General features: G+C 49.1%; 22 protein-coding genes. 19 read left to right on the top strand and 3 right to left on the bottom strand.

The features are described 5' to 3' along the window. The first annotated feature begins 76 nt into the window (after positions 1 to 76). From DX130_RS25675 to truA, 10 genes are all read left to right on the top strand, one after another. Entirely contained in the window at positions 77 to 727 is a 651-nt protein-coding gene (locus DX130_RS25675; protein WP_116050224.1) for an adenylate kinase, read from the top strand. Beyond that, positions 727 to 1,491 (top strand): type I methionyl aminopeptidase, encoded by a 765-nt coding sequence (gene map, locus DX130_RS25670; RefSeq protein WP_116050222.1) that lies wholly within the window; start codon positions 727 to 729, stop codon positions 1,489 to 1,491. The genes DX130_RS25675 and map overlap by 1 nt, the downstream gene beginning before the upstream one ends. A gap of 4 nt (positions 1,492 to 1,495) precedes the next feature. Beyond that, positions 1,496 to 1,777 carry a KOW domain-containing RNA-binding protein gene (locus DX130_RS25665; RefSeq protein ID WP_116050220.1) on the top strand — a complete coding sequence of 94 codons (282 nt, stop codon included), beginning with the start codon at positions 1,496 to 1,498 and terminating at the stop codon, positions 1,775 to 1,777. 3 nt (positions 1,778 to 1,780) lie between these two features. Next, complete coding sequence (gene infA / locus DX130_RS25660; RefSeq protein ID WP_015847200.1) at positions 1,781 to 1,996, top strand: translation initiation factor IF-1; 216 nt, start codon at positions 1,781 to 1,783, stop codon at positions 1,994 to 1,996. 46 nt (positions 1,997 to 2,042) lie between these two features. Beyond that, entirely contained in the window at positions 2,043 to 2,156 is a 114-nt protein-coding gene (gene rpmJ / locus DX130_RS25655; RefSeq protein WP_003333770.1) for a 50S ribosomal protein L36, read from the top strand. Between the two features lie 19 nt (positions 2,157 to 2,175). Beyond that, the gene (gene rpsM, locus DX130_RS25650) at positions 2,176 to 2,544 is read left to right on the top strand and encodes a 30S ribosomal protein S13 (RefSeq protein WP_116050219.1); all 369 of its coding nucleotides are present in this window, start codon (positions 2,176 to 2,178) and stop codon (positions 2,542 to 2,544) included. A 19-nt stretch (positions 2,545 to 2,563) separates the two neighbouring features. Further along, complete coding sequence (gene rpsK, locus DX130_RS25645) at positions 2,564 to 2,959, top strand: 30S ribosomal protein S11 (protein ID WP_116050217.1); 396 nt, start codon at positions 2,564 to 2,566, stop codon at positions 2,957 to 2,959. A gap of 124 nt (positions 2,960 to 3,083) precedes the next feature. Further along, a complete protein-coding gene (locus DX130_RS25640; RefSeq protein ID WP_116050216.1) occupies positions 3,084 to 4,028 on the top strand; it encodes a DNA-directed RNA polymerase subunit alpha in 945 nt (314 codons plus the stop codon). Between the two features lie 47 nt (positions 4,029 to 4,075). After that, positions 4,076 to 4,441 carry a 50S ribosomal protein L17 gene (rplQ, locus tag DX130_RS25635; protein WP_116050214.1) on the top strand — a complete coding sequence of 122 codons (366 nt, stop codon included), beginning with the start codon at positions 4,076 to 4,078 and terminating at the stop codon, positions 4,439 to 4,441. Between the two features lie 288 nt (positions 4,442 to 4,729). Further along, a complete protein-coding gene (truA, locus tag DX130_RS25630; RefSeq protein WP_116050212.1) occupies positions 4,730 to 5,518 on the top strand; it encodes a tRNA pseudouridine(38-40) synthase TruA in 789 nt (262 codons plus the stop codon). A 235-nt stretch (positions 5,519 to 5,753) separates the two neighbouring features. Here truA and DX130_RS25625 read toward each other — a convergent pair whose 3' ends face one another. Further along, positions 5,754 to 6,725: a DUF4097 family beta strand repeat-containing protein gene (locus DX130_RS25625; protein ID WP_116050211.1), complete on the bottom strand. Its 972-nt coding sequence runs from the start codon at positions 6,723 to 6,725 to the stop codon at positions 5,754 to 5,756. Between the two features lie 473 nt (positions 6,726 to 7,198). Here DX130_RS25625 and rplM point away from each other — a divergent pair, with 473 nt between their 5' ends. The 6 genes from rplM (at position 7,199) to DX130_RS25595 (ending at position 12,378) form a co-directional block, all read left to right on the top strand. Next, positions 7,199 to 7,636: a 50S ribosomal protein L13 gene (rplM, locus tag DX130_RS25620; protein ID WP_116050209.1), complete on the top strand. Its 438-nt coding sequence runs from the start codon at positions 7,199 to 7,201 to the stop codon at positions 7,634 to 7,636. Between the two features lie 20 nt (positions 7,637 to 7,656). Continuing rightward, positions 7,657 to 8,049 (top strand): 30S ribosomal protein S9, encoded by a 393-nt coding sequence (gene rpsI, locus DX130_RS25615; RefSeq protein WP_028609625.1) that lies wholly within the window; start codon positions 7,657 to 7,659, stop codon positions 8,047 to 8,049. A gap of 252 nt (positions 8,050 to 8,301) precedes the next feature. Beyond that, positions 8,302 to 8,997 (top strand): phosphoadenylyl-sulfate reductase, encoded by a 696-nt coding sequence (locus tag DX130_RS25610; protein ID WP_116050208.1) that lies wholly within the window; start codon positions 8,302 to 8,304, stop codon positions 8,995 to 8,997. Between the two features lie 39 nt (positions 8,998 to 9,036). Beyond that, entirely contained in the window at positions 9,037 to 10,203 is a 1,167-nt protein-coding gene (gene sat / locus DX130_RS25605; protein ID WP_116050206.1) for a sulfate adenylyltransferase, read from the top strand. 151 nt (positions 10,204 to 10,354) lie between these two features. Further along, the gene (gene cwlD / locus DX130_RS25600) at positions 10,355 to 11,155 is read left to right on the top strand and encodes an N-acetylmuramoyl-L-alanine amidase CwlD (RefSeq protein ID WP_116050205.1); all 801 of its coding nucleotides are present in this window, start codon (positions 10,355 to 10,357) and stop codon (positions 11,153 to 11,155) included. Between the two features lie 113 nt (positions 11,156 to 11,268). Further along, positions 11,269 to 12,378 (top strand): Mrp/NBP35 family ATP-binding protein, encoded by a 1,110-nt coding sequence (locus tag DX130_RS25595; RefSeq protein WP_116050203.1) that lies wholly within the window; start codon positions 11,269 to 11,271, stop codon positions 12,376 to 12,378. A 119-nt stretch (positions 12,379 to 12,497) separates the two neighbouring features. On the opposite strand, the gene gerD is transcribed toward DX130_RS25595, so the two are convergent. Next, positions 12,498 to 13,169 carry a spore germination lipoprotein GerD gene (gene gerD, locus DX130_RS25590; protein ID WP_116050202.1) on the bottom strand — a complete coding sequence of 224 codons (672 nt, stop codon included), beginning with the start codon at positions 13,167 to 13,169 and terminating at the stop codon, positions 12,498 to 12,500. A 271-nt stretch (positions 13,170 to 13,440) separates the two neighbouring features. On the opposite strand from gerD, the gene DX130_RS25585 reads away from it, so the two are divergent. Then, a complete protein-coding gene (locus DX130_RS25585) occupies positions 13,441 to 14,064 on the top strand; it encodes a KinB-signaling pathway activation protein (protein WP_240644706.1) in 624 nt (207 codons plus the stop codon). Between the two features lie 6 nt (positions 14,065 to 14,070). Here the strand turns inward: DX130_RS25585 and pdaB are convergent, their stop codons facing one another. Continuing rightward, a complete protein-coding gene (pdaB, locus tag DX130_RS25580) occupies positions 14,071 to 14,871 on the bottom strand; it encodes a polysaccharide deacetylase family sporulation protein PdaB (RefSeq protein ID WP_116050200.1) in 801 nt (266 codons plus the stop codon). A 149-nt stretch (positions 14,872 to 15,020) separates the two neighbouring features. On the opposite strand from pdaB, the gene DX130_RS25575 reads away from it, so the two are divergent. Together DX130_RS25575 and DX130_RS25570 are read left to right on the top strand one after the other, a co-directional pair. Further along, positions 15,021 to 15,653: a stage II sporulation protein M gene (locus DX130_RS25575; RefSeq protein ID WP_338068662.1), complete on the top strand. Its 633-nt coding sequence runs from the start codon at positions 15,021 to 15,023 to the stop codon at positions 15,651 to 15,653. Positions 15,654 to 16,010: 357 nt separating this feature from the next. Then, positions 16,011 to 16,235: a hypothetical protein gene (locus DX130_RS25570; RefSeq protein WP_116050199.1), complete on the top strand. Its 225-nt coding sequence runs from the start codon at positions 16,011 to 16,013 to the stop codon at positions 16,233 to 16,235. Positions 16,236 to 16,452 lie beyond the last annotated feature (217 nt).

Genomic DNA, 16,452 nt, shown 5'->3' with positions numbered 1-16,452 from the left:
AGGTTCGAAGGCGGGCTGCAGCGCATTCGCGAGTAGCCCGAACGAGCCTATTGTGTTTAAAGCGAGGAACACGGTAATGAACATTTTATTCATGGGCCCTCCAGGAGCCGGCAAAGGTACGCAAGCTGAGCGTATCGTAGAAGAGTTCGGTATCCCGCACATTTCGACCGGCGATGCGTTCCGCCTTGCGATGAAGCAAGAGACGCAGCTTGGTTTGAAAGCGAAGGAATATGTAGATCAAGGTCTGCTTGTTCCGGATGAAATTACAAATGGTATCGTGAAAGAGCGTCTTGCTCTGGATGATTGCCTAAAAGGGTTTTTGCTTGACGGATTCCCTCGTACGCTCCAGCAAGCCGAAGCGCTTGATGCGATGCTGAGCGAGCTCGGCCGCAGCATTGACCATGTCGTGAACTTGAAAGTTGATCGCGGATTGTTGCTTGCTCGTTTGACGGGTAGACGAATCTGCAAATCTTGCGGAACGACCTACCATGTATTATTCAATCCTCCGAAAGTCGAAGGCGTCTGCGATAAAGACGGCGGAGAGCTGTATCAGCGTTCTGATGATACAGAGGAGAAAGTGGGCACGCGCCTGGACGAATATACGTCCAAGACGGCTCCGCTTCTTGATTACTACAGCGGTAAGGGTCTCCTACGCGAAGTCGACGGCGAGAAAGATATTGATGTCGTAACATCCGATATCGTTTCCTGCTTGAAAGGTACGTTGTAATGATTATATGCAAATCCGAATCGGAGCTGCGATTAATGAGGGAAGCCGGACGCATCGTTGCGGAGACGCATCGACTAATGGCACAGGCGGTTAAGCCGGGAGTCACCACTGGTGAACTCGACGAGATTGCTGAGAAGTACATTAGAAGCCAAGGCGCAATTCCTTCATTTAAAGGTTACAATGGATTTCCTTCCAGCATATGCGCTTCTGTCAATGACGAGCTGGTACACGGCTTCCCTGGATCACGCAAGTTGAACGAAGGCGATATTATTAGTATTGATATCGGCGCGCAGTATGAAGGCTTTCATGGTGATTCCGCTTGGACCTACGCGGTCGGCAGCGTAACGCCGGAAGTTCAAAGGCTGCTAGACGTAACGGAAGAATCGCTTTATGCGGGTCTTGCGCTCGTGAAGCCGGATGTCAGACTTTATACGGTATCGCACGCCATCCAGAAGGTAATTGAAGCAGCAGGCTTCTCAGTTGTTCGGGAATACGTAGGGCACGGGATCGGCGCGGATCTGCATGAAGAGCCGCAAATACCGAACTACGGCATACCGGATAGAGGGCCGCGGCTGAAACCGGGTATGGCGCTTGCAATCGAGCCGATGGTTAATATCGGAGAGCGATATGTTCGGACGCTCGAGGACAATTGGACAGTGGTAACGCAAGACGGCTCCTGGTGCGCTCATTTTGAGCATACGGTTGTCGTCACGGAGGACGGCTTTGAGATTACGACCATACTGCCGGAGCAGACAGAGGCTTAAGTCGATGGAAACTCAACCGCAGATTGGCCAGTTTGTCAAAGTGCTTCGAGGCAAAGACGAAGAGAGCTATGCCGTTGTGATCGCCATCATCGACGAGCGATTCGTCCTGATTGCGGACGGCGACAAGCGAAGATTCGATTCGCCGAAGAAAAAGAACGTTCTACATTTACAGTTACAGCCTGCCATCAGTCAAGAGGTTACAACCAGCTTGCATGAGTCTGGCAGGGTGACCAATGCCAAGTTACGTTATGTGATTCAGAAGTATGCGTATGCGAAAGGAGAATGACGGTTGGCTAAAGAAGACGTCATTGAGGTCGAAGGCACGGTTATTGAGCCGTTGCCAAATGCCATGTTCAAGGTGGAGCTGGAGAACGGTCATCAAATTCTCGCCCATGTTTCCGGCAAGCTCAGAATGCACTTTATCCGCATCCTGACAGGAGACAAAGTGGTTATACAGTTATCGCCTTATGATTTATCAAGAGGGCGCATCACCTATCGGAAGTAAGCCGTGACTTACGGCTTGCCCACGAAAGATTCGGGAGGTAATCACAATGAAGGTTAGACCTTCGGTAAAGCCGATTTGCGAAAAATGCAAAGTCATTCGTCGTAAAGGCAACGTTATGGTGATTTGTGAAAATCCGAAACACAAACAAAAACAAGGTTAAAAGGAGGGAAATATAGCCCATGGCACGTATAGCTGGTGTAGATATTCCGCGCGACAAGCGCGTTGAAATCGCCCTGACGTATATTTTTGGTATCGGTAAAACGACTTCTCAAAAAATTATTGCTTCGACTGAAGTAAATCCGGACACTCGCGTTCGCGATTTGACTGAAGACGAGCTGGCTCGTTTGCGCGAAGCCATCGACAAATCGGTAAAAGTGGAAGGCGACTTGCGTCGTGAAATTTCACTTAACATTAAACGTCTGACTGAGATCGGCTGCTACCGTGGTCTTCGTCACCGTCGCGGTCTTCCTGTTCGCGGTCAACGTACGAAAACTAACGCGCGCACACGCAAAGGTCCTCGTCGTACTGTAGCGAACAAGAAGAAATAAGAAGGGAGGATAATGATCAATGGCTAAACCAAAAAAAGTCGTTCGCACGAAACGTCGCGACCGGAAAAATATTGATAGCGGCGTGGCTCATATCCGTTCCACGTTCAACAACACGATCGTTACCATCACTGATCCGCACGGTAACGCAATTTCATGGGCTAGCTCCGGCAACCTTGGTTTCAAGGGTTCCCGCAAAAGCACCCCGTTTGCCGCTCAAATGGCTGCTGAATCCGCTGCGAAAGCAGCAATGGAGCACGGCATGAGAACGGTCGAAGTTATGGTTAAAGGACCAGGCGCAGGCCGTGAAGCTGCGATTCGTTCGCTTCAAGCTGCTGGACTGGAAGTTAACCTCATTAAGGATGTTACGCCAGTTCCACACAACGGATGCCGTCCGCCAAAACGTCGTCGCGTATAGTCTGATCCACGGTGGTATCAAATAACTGCAACTTGTGAATAATGGTTGTGAAGGTTTGGCATACTACGAGATTTGACATAAAAACGACAAGGTAACGGAGCGACGTTTGAAGGAGGGTACTATTGTGATTGAGATCGAAAAGCCGAAAATCGAAACCGTAGAACTGAACGATGAAGGAACCTACGGACGTTTCGTGGTCGAGCCGCTGGAACGCGGATACGGCACGACGCTTGGAAATTCGCTTCGCCGAATTCTGTTGTCGTCATTGCCTGGTGCGGCTGTAACGTCGGTTCAAATTGACGGCGTGCTGCATGAGTTTTCTACGGTTCCTGGAGTGATTGAAGACGTAACGGAAATCATCCTGAACCTGAAAGGCCTGTCGCTCAAAATCCACTCCGACGAAGAGAAGGTGCTGGAAATCGACGCGGAAGGCGAAGGCAACGTAACAGCGGGAGACATTCGGGCAGATAGCGATGTCGAGATTTTAAGCCCTGATCTTCACATTGCGACCTTGGCCTCCGGAGCGCGACTCCATATGCGGATTTTTGCTAATCGGGGACGCGGTTACGTGCAAGCGGACCGGAACAAGAGCGACGATCAACCGATTGGCGTCATTCCTGTCGATTCGATCTACACGCCCATTACTCGAGTTAATTACAGCGTAGAAAACACTCGCGTCGGCCAAGTCACTAACTATGACAAGCTGACGCTGGAAGTATGGACGGATGGCAGTATTCGCCCTGAAGAGGCTGTAAGCCTCGGCGCTAAAATATTGACCGAGCACTTGGACTTGTTCGTTGGATTAACGGATGAAGCCAAAGATGCGGAGATCATGGTTGAGAAGGAAGAAGATAAGAAAGAGAAAGTCTTGGAGATGACCATCGAAGAGCTGGATCTTTCGGTACGTTCATATAACTGCTTGAAACGTGCGGGCATCAATACCGTTCAAGAGCTGATCACGAAATCCGAAGAGGACATGATGAAGGTTCGTAACTTGGGCCGCAAGTCGCTTGAGGAAGTTCAAGAGAAGCTGGAAGAACTGGGTCTTGGCCTTCGCATGGAAGAATAGCAGTACACAGCTAGATCTGACAACAGAGCAAGGGAGGGGAAAACAAGATGGCATATCAAAAATTGGGACGTGACGCTAGTGCACGGAAAGCATTGTTCCGTGACCTCGTTACTGATCTGTTCCTGTATGAGCGCATTCAAACGACTGAAGCTAAAGCGAAAGAGGTTCGTTCTATCGCTGAAAAGTTGATCACTAAAGCTAAGAAAGGTGATCTTCACGCTCGTCGTCAAGTGGCAGCATTTGTGCGTCGCGAATCCGTAGACGGTGAGCAAGACGCAATCCAAAAGCTGTTCTCCGAACTGGCTACTCGCTACTCGGAGCGTGCAGGTGGATACACGCGTATCCTTAAGCTGGGTCCTCGTCGCGGCGATGCCGCGCCTATGGTTTACCTTGAGCTGGTTGACCGCGCGTAGGTTGTTGCAAGAAAAGGGTGGTCCCTCTGGGCCCACCTTTTTTGTTTGCCAGCGAGAAAGAAACGGGTATCGGTTATGGCCAGCTAGAGCGCTGCATTTAATGAGATTAGTAGTATGAGCTAAGCAGGTCGATTTCACCGACTTAAATAAATGAGAGTAGGCGTGGCAGACGATTTAAGTCGCTGAAATCGACTTACAGTAGCAGTTGAGGCAGAATGGAGCAGATTAGGTCGATTTCATCGACCTAATCGTTCACTTGCACATGATAAGGGGTAGAGGGTGACAACTATGCGCAATATCGGCGTAAAGGTCAGTTATGATGGAACGAACTTTAACGGCTTTCAGTCGCAGCCATATGGACGGACGGTGCAGGACGAGATTGAGAAAGCTATTAAACATTTGTCGGGGGAAAACATCATCATTATAGGTTCAGGCCGGACGGATGCGGGGGTTCATGCGTTAGGACAAGTATTTAACTTTCATACGTCGTCGACGATACCGACCGAGCGATGGGCGATTGCGCTTAACACTCGGCTTCCAAAAGATATTGTTATTCTGGACGCATGGAATGTACCGGATAACTTTCACTCCAGACGCTCGGCGAAGCGGAAGACCTACCGGTATACGATCGATATGGGCAAATTTCCGGACGTATTCGCCAGATCGTATCGCTTCCATCATCCGACCAAGCTGAATGCTGAAGCGATGGCAGAGGGAGTACGGCATCTCATTGGCACGCATGATTTCACCTCCTACACGTCTATCCATTCGACGAAGCCTCATCATATTCGCACCATCTATGAAGCATACTTTGAACAGGAAGGTGGGGCGCTTCATCTCTATATTACGGGAAATGGCTTTCTCTATAATATGGTCCGCGTCATTATGGGGACATTGCTGTGGGTAGGACAAGGCAAGCTAAAGCCGGATGATATGAAACGCATTCTGGAAGGCAAATTACGTTCGCTAGCCGGTCCTACTGCTATGCCGCATGCCCTGACTCTAATGGATGTGGAATATGGCGAAGGCGGAGTTGCAGATCACTTAAACAGCAGCATGGATGAGGATGACGAGTGAGGAACTCTCTCTGTTCATGAGGACAGCGTAGCGATAGGAGTGGAACGGGACTAACCCCGTAACGTCAGACAAATCCAAATACCTCCAAGGCTATCCCCATATCTGATGACATGGATCTTTTTCTTGAAGGTGTTTGGATTCTTGTCTTACTAACAAGGGTAGTCCCAGTCGGATGTTTTTACATTTTGCATGCATTCAACTTAACGGGTAGCCGCAGGCAATCCTTGCATCAGTATTATTTCAGAGTAAAGTTCCCTGAACCTGTCTTAACGTTCAGCTTAGTTTCGCCGCTGCCGAACTTGCCTTTGATACTGCGGGAGCCCTTCGATCCGCTGTCATAGGTGAAGTCGTCCTTCTGAATGACGCCTTCTCCGGAACTTGCTTTGAACTGCACGCTGAGGGAGTTTGGATTGTTGGCCAGTGTGATGGTTACATTGCCAGCACCCGTATTAAGCTCAGTATCACGGGTAATGCTGTCTGCCTCCACCTTAATATTGCCTGAGCCCGTCTTTCCCTTCAGCGCCGCTGTGCCATCCTTGAAATGCACGTTGCCACTGCCTACTTTAAAGCTAATGTTGTCCGATTCATACCCCTTCATCGAGAGGTTTCCGCTTTGCGTAGTGAGATCCATGCTCTTGGCCGTTATCGAGCGTAAATTAAGGTTTCCGCTATTAACGGTGACGATCAGGTTATTGCTCGTTTTGAGCTCGGTTGCTTTCACATTGCCCGAGTTGGTGTGCAGTTTCGTGTTCTCAGCATTTATCCCTTGGACGGCCAAGTTGCCGCTATTCAGATCTACACTTAGCTGACTCCATGTTTTCTCCGGCAGCTCGACCGTCATTTTTACGCCATTAAGACCAAAGCCGAAGCGAAAGCCACGGTCGCTTTTCAGGGAGAGCTGAAGGGTACCCTCTTTCTTGCTGCTTTCAATCTTTAAGTTTTTGACGTAGTTTTTGGAAGCCCAGCCTTCCAGCTTTATGACGACATCAGAGCCGCTGCCTGGTACAAGGACGACATCTGTGCTGCCTGATGATATGTCGAGATTGCGGATATCGCTGGCGTCAATCGTCTCCTGTTCGCTCACCTCGGTTGCTAAGACGTTGCGAATGCTTTCGAACGTGGTATTGCTTCCGTTCTCATATACGTAGAGCACGCCAATGATGCCTACGATAATTAAAATAATGCCAATCGTGGTTTTGGGTCTCATTGTTATTCTCTCTCCTAATGTACAGCACTCAAGAACAAACCCACTCGTTCATGATGCCTGTTATTATCCTCATTGTAGCAATCTGAAGAAGTTGAAGGAACAGTCCCTTGATGGGGGAGGACTCGGTCTGGAGACCGAGATTTGTACGACGGGAGCGGTATGTATCGTCTCGGAGGGCTTTCAATTGGATTACAACGATGCAAGCTTGAACTCCGTCTCTTGTACTGGTGGCCGATCAGTCTTATTATAAGTTCGAAGTTCAAAAAAACAGCTTTGCTTTTATGAAAGAAAACGGAAAAACAACTTGCACTTTGCTAGGCTATATTGTATCATATAACTTGTGCTTTCTTAGTGGCTCTCCCACAGCCCCGACTAAGAATGGCCACCAAATGCAAGTTTCAACGATGAATATCAAACCAACGGAAACGTTGTTATAAAAACGATTATTGTAACAGAATTAAGGAGGATCATCCATGCGTACCACCTATATGGCTAAGCCAAATGAAGTTGAGCGTAAATGGTTCGTCATTGATGCGGAAGGCAAAACCCTTGGTCGTCTGGCTAGCGAAGCTGCAAGCCTGATCCGTGGCAAGCACAAACCGCAATTTACGCCGCATGTTGACACTGGCGATTTCGTTGTCGTGATCAACGCTGAGAAAATTGTTCTTACAGGCAACAAAATGGCAAACAAAATGTACTACCGTCACTCCATGTACACTGGCGGCCTTAAGGTCACTCCAGCTCATGAAATGGTTAAGAACAAGCCAGAGCGCGTAATCGAACTGGCTGTGCACGGCATGTTGCCTAAGAACCGTCTTGGTAACAAAATGAAGCTTAAATTGAAAGTTTACGCAGGTGCGGAACATCCACATCAAGCCCAAAACCCTGAAGTCTACGAGCTTCGCGGGTAATAAAGAGGAGGACACGTTTCATGGCTCAAGTGCAATACTATGGAACCGGTCGTCGTAAACACTCTGTTGCACGTGTACGTCTTGTGCCGGGTGAAGGACGAATCATTGTTAATAAACGCGATTTGAATGAATATTTCGGTTTGGAAACACTCAAGCTGATCGTAAAACAACCGCTTAACCTGACTGACACATTGTCCAAATACGATGTATTGGTTATCGCTAACGGCGGCGGCATGTCCGGTCAAGCTGGCGCAATCCGCCACGGTATCTCCCGTGCTCTGCTGAAAGCAGACCCTGAGTTCCGTCCGGCTCTGAAGCGCGCAGGCTTCCTGACTCGCGATCCGCGTATGAAAGAACGTAAAAAATACGGTCTTAAAGCGGCTCGTCGCGCTCCACAGTTCTCGAAACGTTAATCGATGTTCACAAAACGCTTTCTCTGTTCTCAGAGAAGGCGTTTTTTTGTGTATTTCTTTTTGGATACCACTAAAACACTTAGGAACATGCCCGTGCTGCCATGAATCTAATGATATATCTTAGCCCAACTCCACCTTTTGATGGTATTTTTTAAGTAAATGTGTAAAGTTCTGATTGAACTAGCGTGATGAAAGGCATATAATCAATAATACAGACTACTTTACTTGGAATTGATAACGGAGGTCATACGTATGAATCTGTTTGAGAAGGAAGCACTTATTGCACAAAAGGCTGTCGAGTTGGAGAATACGACACCGGAGGACATTATTCGTTTTGCCGTAGAAACATTTCCGAATATTACGTTTGCGTGCAGCTTTGGAGCGGAAGATGTCGTTCTGGTAGACATGCTGCAGAAGGTTAGCCCGAAGACGGATATTTTCTACTTAGACACGGATTTCCATTTCAACGAGACTTATGAGACACGTGATCGGCTTGTCGAGCGTTATCCAGGCATTCCTTTCGTAGAAGTGAAACCGGAGATTACACCTGAAGAGCAAGCAGCTCAATTCGGCGATGAGCTGTGGAAGTCCGATGCCAACAAATGTTGCGATATTCGCAAGGTACAGCCACTGACGAAGATTTTGTCCAAATACGAAGCATGGATTACGGGCATTCGCCGTGATCAGGCGCCAACGCGCGCCAACTCGAAGAAGATCGAATACGATGTGAAATTTGGACTGGTAAAGTTTAATCCGATTGCGCATTGGACGAATGAAGATGTGTGGAACTACATCCGTGAGCACGACATTGTCTACAATCCCCTGCATGATAATTACTACCCAAGCATTGGATGCGAATATTGCACACGCCAGGTTATGCCGGGCGAGGATCCGCGTGCGGGACGCTGGTCGGGACAAGAGAAGACGGAGTGCGGGCTTCATAAATAAATCATTTGCGAAGGCATATATAGGAGGACTTTAACGAATATGAGTCAAATCTTACCTCATGGCGGCTTGCTGGTTAACCGGATCGCCGATGGCGCAGAGCGCGAAGCGCAGCTGCAGGAAGCAAAGGGCCTTAATTTTATTACCATTAATACATGGACGATATCCGATCTGGACCTCATCGGCGTAGGTGCATTTTCACCTCTGACCGGATTTTTGAACAAAGAAGATTATACATCTGTCATTGAGAAGACCAGACTGGCAAGCGGACTAGTGTGGAGTATTCCCATTACGCTGGCAGTGGATGATGCAAAAGCATCGGAGTTGAAGGTAGGCGAGAAAGCAGCGCTGATCGGCGAGGACGGTGTTACCTACGGAACGATTACTGTGGAGAGCGTATATACGGTTGATCAAAAAGTAGAAGCCGTGAATGTGTTCAAAACAGACGATACGGAGCATCCAGGGGTACAGAAGCTATTAGAGCGGCCGTCAACCTATGTAGGCGGACCAATTACCGTTCTGAACCGTCCGCAGCCGGAGAAGTTCCAGGAATTTTACTTCGACCCTGCCGAGACGCGCAGATTGTTCGCAGAGAAGGGCTGGAAGACGGTAGTAGGCTTTCAGACCCGTAATCCCGTTCACCGCGCACATGAGTATATCCAAAAGACGGCTATGGAAATAGTCGATGCTCTTTTCTTAAACCCGCTTGTCGGAGAGACGAAATCGGATGATGTTCCGGCGAATGTACGGATGAAGAGCTATCTGGCGCTGTTGGATAACTACTATCCGGCAGATCGTGCTTTCCTCGGCGTATTCCCTGCTGCAATGCGTTATGCAGGTCCGCGTGAAGCGATCTTTCATGCGATCGTTCGGAAAAATTATGGCTGCACTCACTTTATCGTGGGGCGCGATCATGCAGGAGTAGGCGATTATTACGGTACTTATGAGGCTCAGGATCTGCTGAAGTCGATCCCGGCTGAAGATTTGGGCATTACACCGCTATATTTCGAGCATAGCTTCTTCTGTACAGCTTGTGGTAATATGGCTACGTCGAAGACATGTCCGCATGACAAGGCATCCCATTTGACGCTGTCCGGCACGAAGGTGCGCGCGATGCTACGCGACGGCGTATGTCCTCCTCCTGAATTCTCGCGACCAGAGGTTGCGAAGATTCTGATCGAAGGCATGACGGAGCAGCCGGTCGGCTAATAAACATGAAGTGGGGATCGCAATTGCCGATCCGGCACATAATTGACCATCTCGTCCCATATATATGAATGTGCGCTTAAGGCTTATCCTAGTCGAACGTTGACTTGCCTTATCGCGCATTCATTGAGAGGGAAGACGAGGTGGTTTTTTGATGCGCGGAATGAGGCGACACTTTGTCGTATGGATGACTTATAAGGGAGCGCTGCGTCTGGGCGTAGCCTGTCTGGTCATTGTGCTTGCCGCTGTGCTGCTTCGCAAGAGCTTGCCTGCGTCAAGCACTTGGTCGTATTGGACATTGCCGCTCTCCGGCAAAACGATTGCGATTGATGCGGGACACGGGGGAGCGGATGGAGGCGCGGTGAGCAAGAGCGGTATTATCGAGAAGGATTTGAATTTGGCAATCGCCCTTTACTTGCGTGATTACTTACAGGAAGCCGGCGCTGCCGTCATAATGACCCGAGAAGGGGATTATGATCTCGCTTCAGGAGATGCTCATGCCTACAGCAAGCGCAAGACGGAGGATTTGAAGCGGAGGGCGACACTTATTAACGAGAGTGGAGCTTCAGTGGTGGTCAGCATTCATATGAACAGTATTCCGCAACAGAAGTGGTCGGGCGCCCAGACGTTTTATCAGCCTGACAATCATCCGGACAATCGGATCCTTGCTGCCTTTATCCAGGACGAGATCAAGCGCAATCTGGAGAATACGACCCGTATTGCCGCCAAGGTAGGAGATGTCTATCTGATGAAGGCGATTCGAGAAATACCGACTGCGCTTGTTGAAGTAGGCTTCCTATCCAACCCCGGAGAGGCGAGTCGGCTCGCGGATACGGAATATCAGAGGAAAGTTGCGGCTTCGATCTATCAGGGCGTCTTAAGATATGCTTCTGGTGAGAAGCTGAGCGGCGGTTCGGAGCGAGAGTTGGACCTTCAAAATGGAAACGGGAGGTAGCCTGTTGCTTGCCGCAAATAGCGCAATCGTTCATGCTCCTTTCATGTAACAAAGGATTCCTGTGTTATAATAGTAGGGAAGCTCTCTTAACTCATAAAGGTGGGACACATACGATGTTGACACGCGAAAAAGCAATCGAGGCCATCGAATCAGCAATGGCCAAGCAGCAATATCGCGCGGAAGGCGCTAGCTTCCGCGATGTCATGGTTCGGAACCGTCAAGTATCGTTGACGGTTCTTGGAGCGAGCGCGGAAGTGCAGCCCGCGCTCGAGGCCTCGCTTCGCGAGGCACTGGCGCCCCTCGGCGTCGAAACCGTGCATTGCCGGTTTCGGGACGAGGAAGCGCCAGCTGCCGCGGGCGGCGCGCAGTCTGCGCCCGCGGAAAGTGCGGCGCCGGGCGGCCATGCCGGCGCCAAGGCTGACGGCCCCGTACAGGGACACGGGGCCGATTTGGCCAGCCCGCTGCTGTCTTCTAGCAGCGGTACGACCTTTATTGCCGTCGCCAGCGGCAAGGGCGGCGTCGGCAAGTCCACGGTGACCGTCAATCTGGCGGTCGCCTTGGCTCGCAAAGGAAAGCGCGTCGGTATCATCGACGCGGATATCTACGGCTTTAGCGTGCCCGATATGATGGGCATCGAAGAACGTCCGGTCGTTGTCAATGATCGTGTCATCCCGATCGAGCGTTATGGCGTGAAAGTTATCTCGATGGGCTTCTTCGTGGAGGACAACAGCCCGATTGTATGGCGCGGTCCAATGCTTGGCAAGATGCTGCGCAACTTCTTCCAGGAGATCGAGTGGGGCGAGCTGGATTACATGCTGCTTGACCTGCCGCCGGGAACAGGGGACGTTGCGCTTGACGTGCATCAGATCATTCCGCAAAGCAAAGAAATTATCGTCACGACGCCGCATGCCACAGCTGCATTCGTAGCAGCCCGTGCAGGTGCGATGGCCATTAAGACGGAGCATGAAATTATCGGTGTCGTCGAGAATATGTCCTACTTCGTATCCAAGTCGGGAGAAAAGGAATACGTATTCGGACGCGGCGGCGGCGGTAAGCTGGCGGAGACGCTACATTGCGATCTGCTCGCGCAAATCCCGCTCGGCGCTCCGGACAACCACCCGTCGGAACCCGACTTCTCGCCCTCGGTCTATAAGGTTGATTCGGAGACGGGCAGCTTGTATCTGGAGCTGGCAGAGGGTGTAATCCAGCGCTGCGGGAAGTAAACCGCCCAAGCTCGGCTCACGCTGCGAGAGAAACGTAAGGAATCAAAAACCCGAACAGTCTGGCTTGCCGTAGTGGCAGGCTTGATGTTCGGGTTTTTTTGGGCACAAAGGGGAGGTTGTTACTCCATGCCTTCTTCGTCTTGCGAGCCTTGATCCTCTTCCTGTCCTTTTTGCTCATCTTGCTTTCCTTTTTTCACCTTCTCATCCGGCTTCGGCTGCAGCTCTTCTTGTACCGCTGCCTTCATGAGATCAAGCACTTCGAGCCGGAAGAGCGGATTCTGCATCGATTCCTGCATAAGCGACATGACTTCCTTGCGGTATTGGGCGCTCTTCAGTACTTCGAGAATCAGTTTCTCCATCTCCGGGTTTCTCATGGTTTTGATCAGCTCTTGCTGGTATGCGGGGTCCTTGATCAGTTCTTTATGGATATCCTTATTATCTTTGTTAACCGCTTTGGCGAATTCGCCCGCAAATCTGGTGTCGGTCATAAGCTTGCGAATGACCTTGTCATAATCGGGGGAACTGATGACATCCTTGACAGCGAGACGAACCTCCTCCTGATCTTGTACGGATAAGAGCTTGGAGGACTGCGCCGTATAGCCTGAGAGCTGCTCGGCTGATTGCTGAAGCGCCTTTTGGGCATCCTCTGTCTTCAGAATGTCAATCACCATGGATTTCATGTCCTTATAACTGAGCTGTTGCTGGGCGTTACCCGAAGATTCGGAACCGCAGCTTGTCAGCAGCAATGTTAACGCCAGTATAGATGCTGATAAAGTCCAACGGATGCGCATATCCTGCTTGCTCCCTTCTATGTCATGGCTGAGCTGTATAAATCGGTGGGGGGCGGAGGTGCCAGTGTGTCGAAGATTCATCGACATGGGCGGCCCTGCGCCTAATCGTGTTTATTATGCGCATTGTTCACTGTTTTATCATGGACGGGCATTAGCTTTTTGTTGTGATCGTGGTAAAATAAAGGGAAAACCTTCAGGGAATCGTGCAAAACAAGACCATCTTATTGAGGCTCGAATGGCTTCCCAAAACTTTATAGGGGGATTTAAACGCGTGAACATAAAAAAATGGTTCTTTTTATTTTGGAGCACCATGGCCATCGGTGCGCTAGTATGCGTTGCCGCCGGTACGATTATGCTGCTTACGAATCAGGACTTTGGTTTCCTCGGCTTTGAAGCGACCGGCTTCAATGCGATGATGATGGCGATCTCGGGCCTCATGATCGGTGCTTTCAGCCAAATGGGCTTTTTCGCTTATCTAACACTTAACTACATCGCCCTTAGTGTATTCCGCAAAAAATACTTATGGAATGCATTGCAAGGATATACGACGTTGTTTGCCGTTTTCGCACTGGGATACGTCCTGTATGAAGATCGCACGAACAATTGGTTCTTCTGGGTGCTTCCGCTTGTGACATTGGCATTGTCGCTCCTAGTATCCTGGCTGAAAGTAAAGCAAACCAAAATAACGGCTTTCATACCAACGATGTTTCTCATGTTTACGGTGACATTCATTGAAGCATGGCCAGCGTTGCAAGGGGAGACGAACGTCGCGGCTATTATCTTTATGATGGTTCCATTGTTCGTCTGCAATGCGTACCAAAATATGATGATGCACCGTCTCCTCAAAAAAGATACGGCCAACTCCACGGTAACCCCCGCGAAATCGGCCGTTTAAGCTTATTTATTCTGCTGCGCTAATTTGCCCTTTGGCGTTGGATTGGCGGTCCTGAACGGGACTGCCCTCCGTCTCCGTCTGCGTGATGAGCTGCGTTACATTGACGAAGTCATAACCTTCGGCACGCAATTGATCAACAATAGCCGGCAGAGCTTCATGGGTCTGAGTGACGGTGTCGCTCGCATGCATGAGAATGATATCGCCTGGATGGGTGCGGGTGACAACGCGATTGATGATTTTATCGGTTCCGATATTCATCCAATCCATGGAGTCCGTATCCCATTGAATGACTTTATACTGCAGTTCTTCTGCGATACGAAGCACTCTCTTGTCGAAGTCGCCATTAGGGAGACGGATCAGATTGGGCTGCTTGCCGGTTAGATCGGATAGAATAGTGTGGGCCGTCGTAATTTGCTTGCGGATATCTTCATCGCTAAGTTTGCTGTAGAAATCATGCTTGTGGCCGTGACTGCCAATCTCATAGCCAGCGTCTTGTATCTTTTTCACCAGATCGGGATGGGACTGGCTCCATACGGACGATACGAAAAAGGTCGCGTGGCTAATGTTTTTCTCCTTCAGTGCTTGAAGAATGGGCTCGGCACGCTTGTCTCCCCAACTGATGTCGAACGTAAGTGCGACCACCTTCTTATCAGTAGGTACGTTGTAGATGGCAGCAGGCTGTTGAGGGGCGAATACGGTAATGTTATCCCGTTCGGCATAGATGATGCCAATAGAGAATACCAGCGCAATTGCAATGAAGAAGTACTTCTTTAATTTCTTGCCGTTCAAGACATAAAACATATTCATGGGGAAAAGCGCTCCTCTCTTCGCTTCGCCCCGGGTAGAGGCGTCAGCTATTTACATTAGTAGTACAATCTATGCTCGTACCACTACGAGTTATTCATTATAATTTGGCAAGAAGAGATTTAATTACGGGTTCTCTATAATCGGGAGGTGTGCGTTTGTTCAAGCTCAGCGCCATCATACAGCACTTTAAAGATATGCGAGGCTATATCGGATTTGCGGCTGTTTTATTTTTTGCCGGTATTGTTGTCGGGGGAACGAATGAAGGTTTCCACTCTTTTCTTGAATCACAGCTGGCAGGGTTAGGTCAACTTGTCGAAGCAGTAGATAAGAGCAGCAATCCTACTTTGATGATGATGGTTGTCATTTTCCTTAATAATGCGATCAAGTCGATATTAGTGATGTACCTAGGCGCATTCTTTGGCATTTTGCCACTTATGTTCCTCGCTATTAATGGAATGGTAATCGGCTTTGTATTGAAAGTTACAGCAGAATCGCCAAATGCACTACCGGTATGGGAGTTGGTTGTCAAAGGTTTGCTGCCTCATGGCATTATTGAGATCCCTGCCATTATCATTGCTTGTGCATATGGAATGAAGTTCGGCACATTAGTATTCAGAGCGACAGGGAACTTATTGTTTGTCAGAAGCAATTTGCCTCTGATTGGGCGGGAGATAGAGCACTTCGCGATTCGAACCGTACCGATGATGGTCATTTTGACCGTAGGTCTGCTTGCAGCATCCATTATCGAAAGTACAATAACCGTGTGGTTATTGAAGTCGTAATAGGTAAACTTGCGACTTTGTCCTTTATAGGGCAGTAGTGGATTTTGAAATGAAACGAGGCATAATTTCCTTAAGCTTTATAAGGAGGTTATGCCTTTCTCTGTATCATTGGAGTATTCATTGAAGATCAGTGTCTCAATACTGATAGCAACAGCATTAGTTTAGGAAGTTTTATGGTAGGAATAGTGCAGAAACTCGTCCTTTGAAAAAATCGAGGGCTGAGCGGTGTAATAATATTTCCAATATTTGAGCATAACAGTAAGGCGGTGTCCAAGCGCATTTGCGAAGGTGCCGCCTTTTGTTCGTCTTATGACGGTCCATATGCGCTATATACCCCAAAGGAGGCCGCTTACGGTTATGCTCGGAATATTATTCAACGACAAAGAGTGCAAGGAACTCGATTACGTATTGCGCAAGGAACTGGATGAGATGCTGCTTGATCTGAATGACTCCCGATTAGATGGCGATATCAAGAGTGCCATAGCAAGAAGGTACAAAATCATCTTCAGAATGTATGCTCGAATCGCTTCCCCAAAGGAGCTTTCGCGCTACGCGCTTAATGCGAGAACATACCGATCCTAAGGCTAAAAAAAGCTTTTTAAAAAAATATAAAAAAAGGGGTTGCATTTAATTGGGCCCCTGTGATATATTATTACTTGTCGCCGCTGAGACATACGGCCGACACGCAAGAAACGAAAGACAAGAGATTGTTCTTTGAAAACTGAACAACGAGCGAAACTGCCCGATACAATCGCAAGATTGAATCGATAACGAAGTTTACTTAATCAGCTTGCTGGTT

This window comes from Paenibacillus paeoniae, assembly GCF_003388735.1.
In the GTDB taxonomy this organism is placed as follows: Bacteria; Bacillota; Bacilli; order Paenibacillales; family Paenibacillaceae; genus Pristimantibacillus; species Pristimantibacillus paeoniae.
Note: the sequence above shows the minus strand (reverse complement) of the source record. Positions and strands in the feature narration are given on the sequence as shown.

What these genes read in the sequence shown, in the direction of transcription:
- DX130_RS25675 (WP_116050224.1), top strand. Translation starts at nt 77, where the DNA reads ATGAACATTTTATTCATGGGCCCTCCAGGAGCCGGCAAAGGTACGCAA.
- rplQ (WP_116050214.1), top strand. Translation starts at nt 4,076, where the DNA reads ATGGCATATCAAAAATTGGGACGTGACGCTAGTGCACGGAAAGCATTG.
- rpmJ (WP_003333770.1), top strand. Translation starts at nt 2,043, where the DNA reads ATGAAGGTTAGACCTTCGGTAAAGCCGATTTGCGAAAAATGCAAAGTC.
- sat (WP_116050206.1), top strand. Translation starts at nt 9,037, where the DNA reads ATGAGTCAAATCTTACCTCATGGCGGCTTGCTGGTTAACCGGATCGCC.
- map (WP_116050222.1), top strand. Translation starts at nt 727, where the DNA reads ATGATTATATGCAAATCCGAATCGGAGCTGCGATTAATGAGGGAAGCC.
- rplM (WP_116050209.1), top strand. Translation starts at nt 7,199, where the DNA reads ATGCGTACCACCTATATGGCTAAGCCAAATGAAGTTGAGCGTAAATGG.
- DX130_RS25570 (WP_116050199.1), top strand. Translation starts at nt 16,011, where the DNA reads ATGCTCGGAATATTATTCAACGACAAAGAGTGCAAGGAACTCGATTAC.
- cwlD (WP_116050205.1), top strand. Translation starts at nt 10,355, where the DNA reads ATGCGCGGAATGAGGCGACACTTTGTCGTATGGATGACTTATAAGGGA.
- rpsM (WP_116050219.1), top strand. Translation starts at nt 2,176, where the DNA reads ATGGCACGTATAGCTGGTGTAGATATTCCGCGCGACAAGCGCGTTGAA.
- DX130_RS25665 (WP_116050220.1), top strand. Translation starts at nt 1,496, where the DNA reads ATGGAAACTCAACCGCAGATTGGCCAGTTTGTCAAAGTGCTTCGAGGC.
- DX130_RS25595 (WP_116050203.1), top strand. Translation starts at nt 11,269, where the DNA reads ATGTTGACACGCGAAAAAGCAATCGAGGCCATCGAATCAGCAATGGCC.
- rpsI (WP_028609625.1), top strand. Translation starts at nt 7,657, where the DNA reads ATGGCTCAAGTGCAATACTATGGAACCGGTCGTCGTAAACACTCTGTT.
- pdaB (WP_116050200.1), bottom strand. Translation starts at nt 14,871, where the DNA reads ATGAATATGTTTTATGTCTTGAACGGCAAGAAATTAAAGAAGTACTTC.
- rpsK (WP_116050217.1), top strand. Translation starts at nt 2,564, where the DNA reads ATGGCTAAACCAAAAAAAGTCGTTCGCACGAAACGTCGCGACCGGAAA.
- DX130_RS25625 (WP_116050211.1), bottom strand. Translation starts at nt 6,725, where the DNA reads ATGAGACCCAAAACCACGATTGGCATTATTTTAATTATCGTAGGCATC.
- gerD (WP_116050202.1), bottom strand. Translation starts at nt 13,169, where the DNA reads ATGCGCATCCGTTGGACTTTATCAGCATCTATACTGGCGTTAACATTG.
- truA (WP_116050212.1), top strand. Translation starts at nt 4,730, where the DNA reads ATGCGCAATATCGGCGTAAAGGTCAGTTATGATGGAACGAACTTTAAC.
- DX130_RS25610 (WP_116050208.1), top strand. Translation starts at nt 8,302, where the DNA reads ATGAATCTGTTTGAGAAGGAAGCACTTATTGCACAAAAGGCTGTCGAG.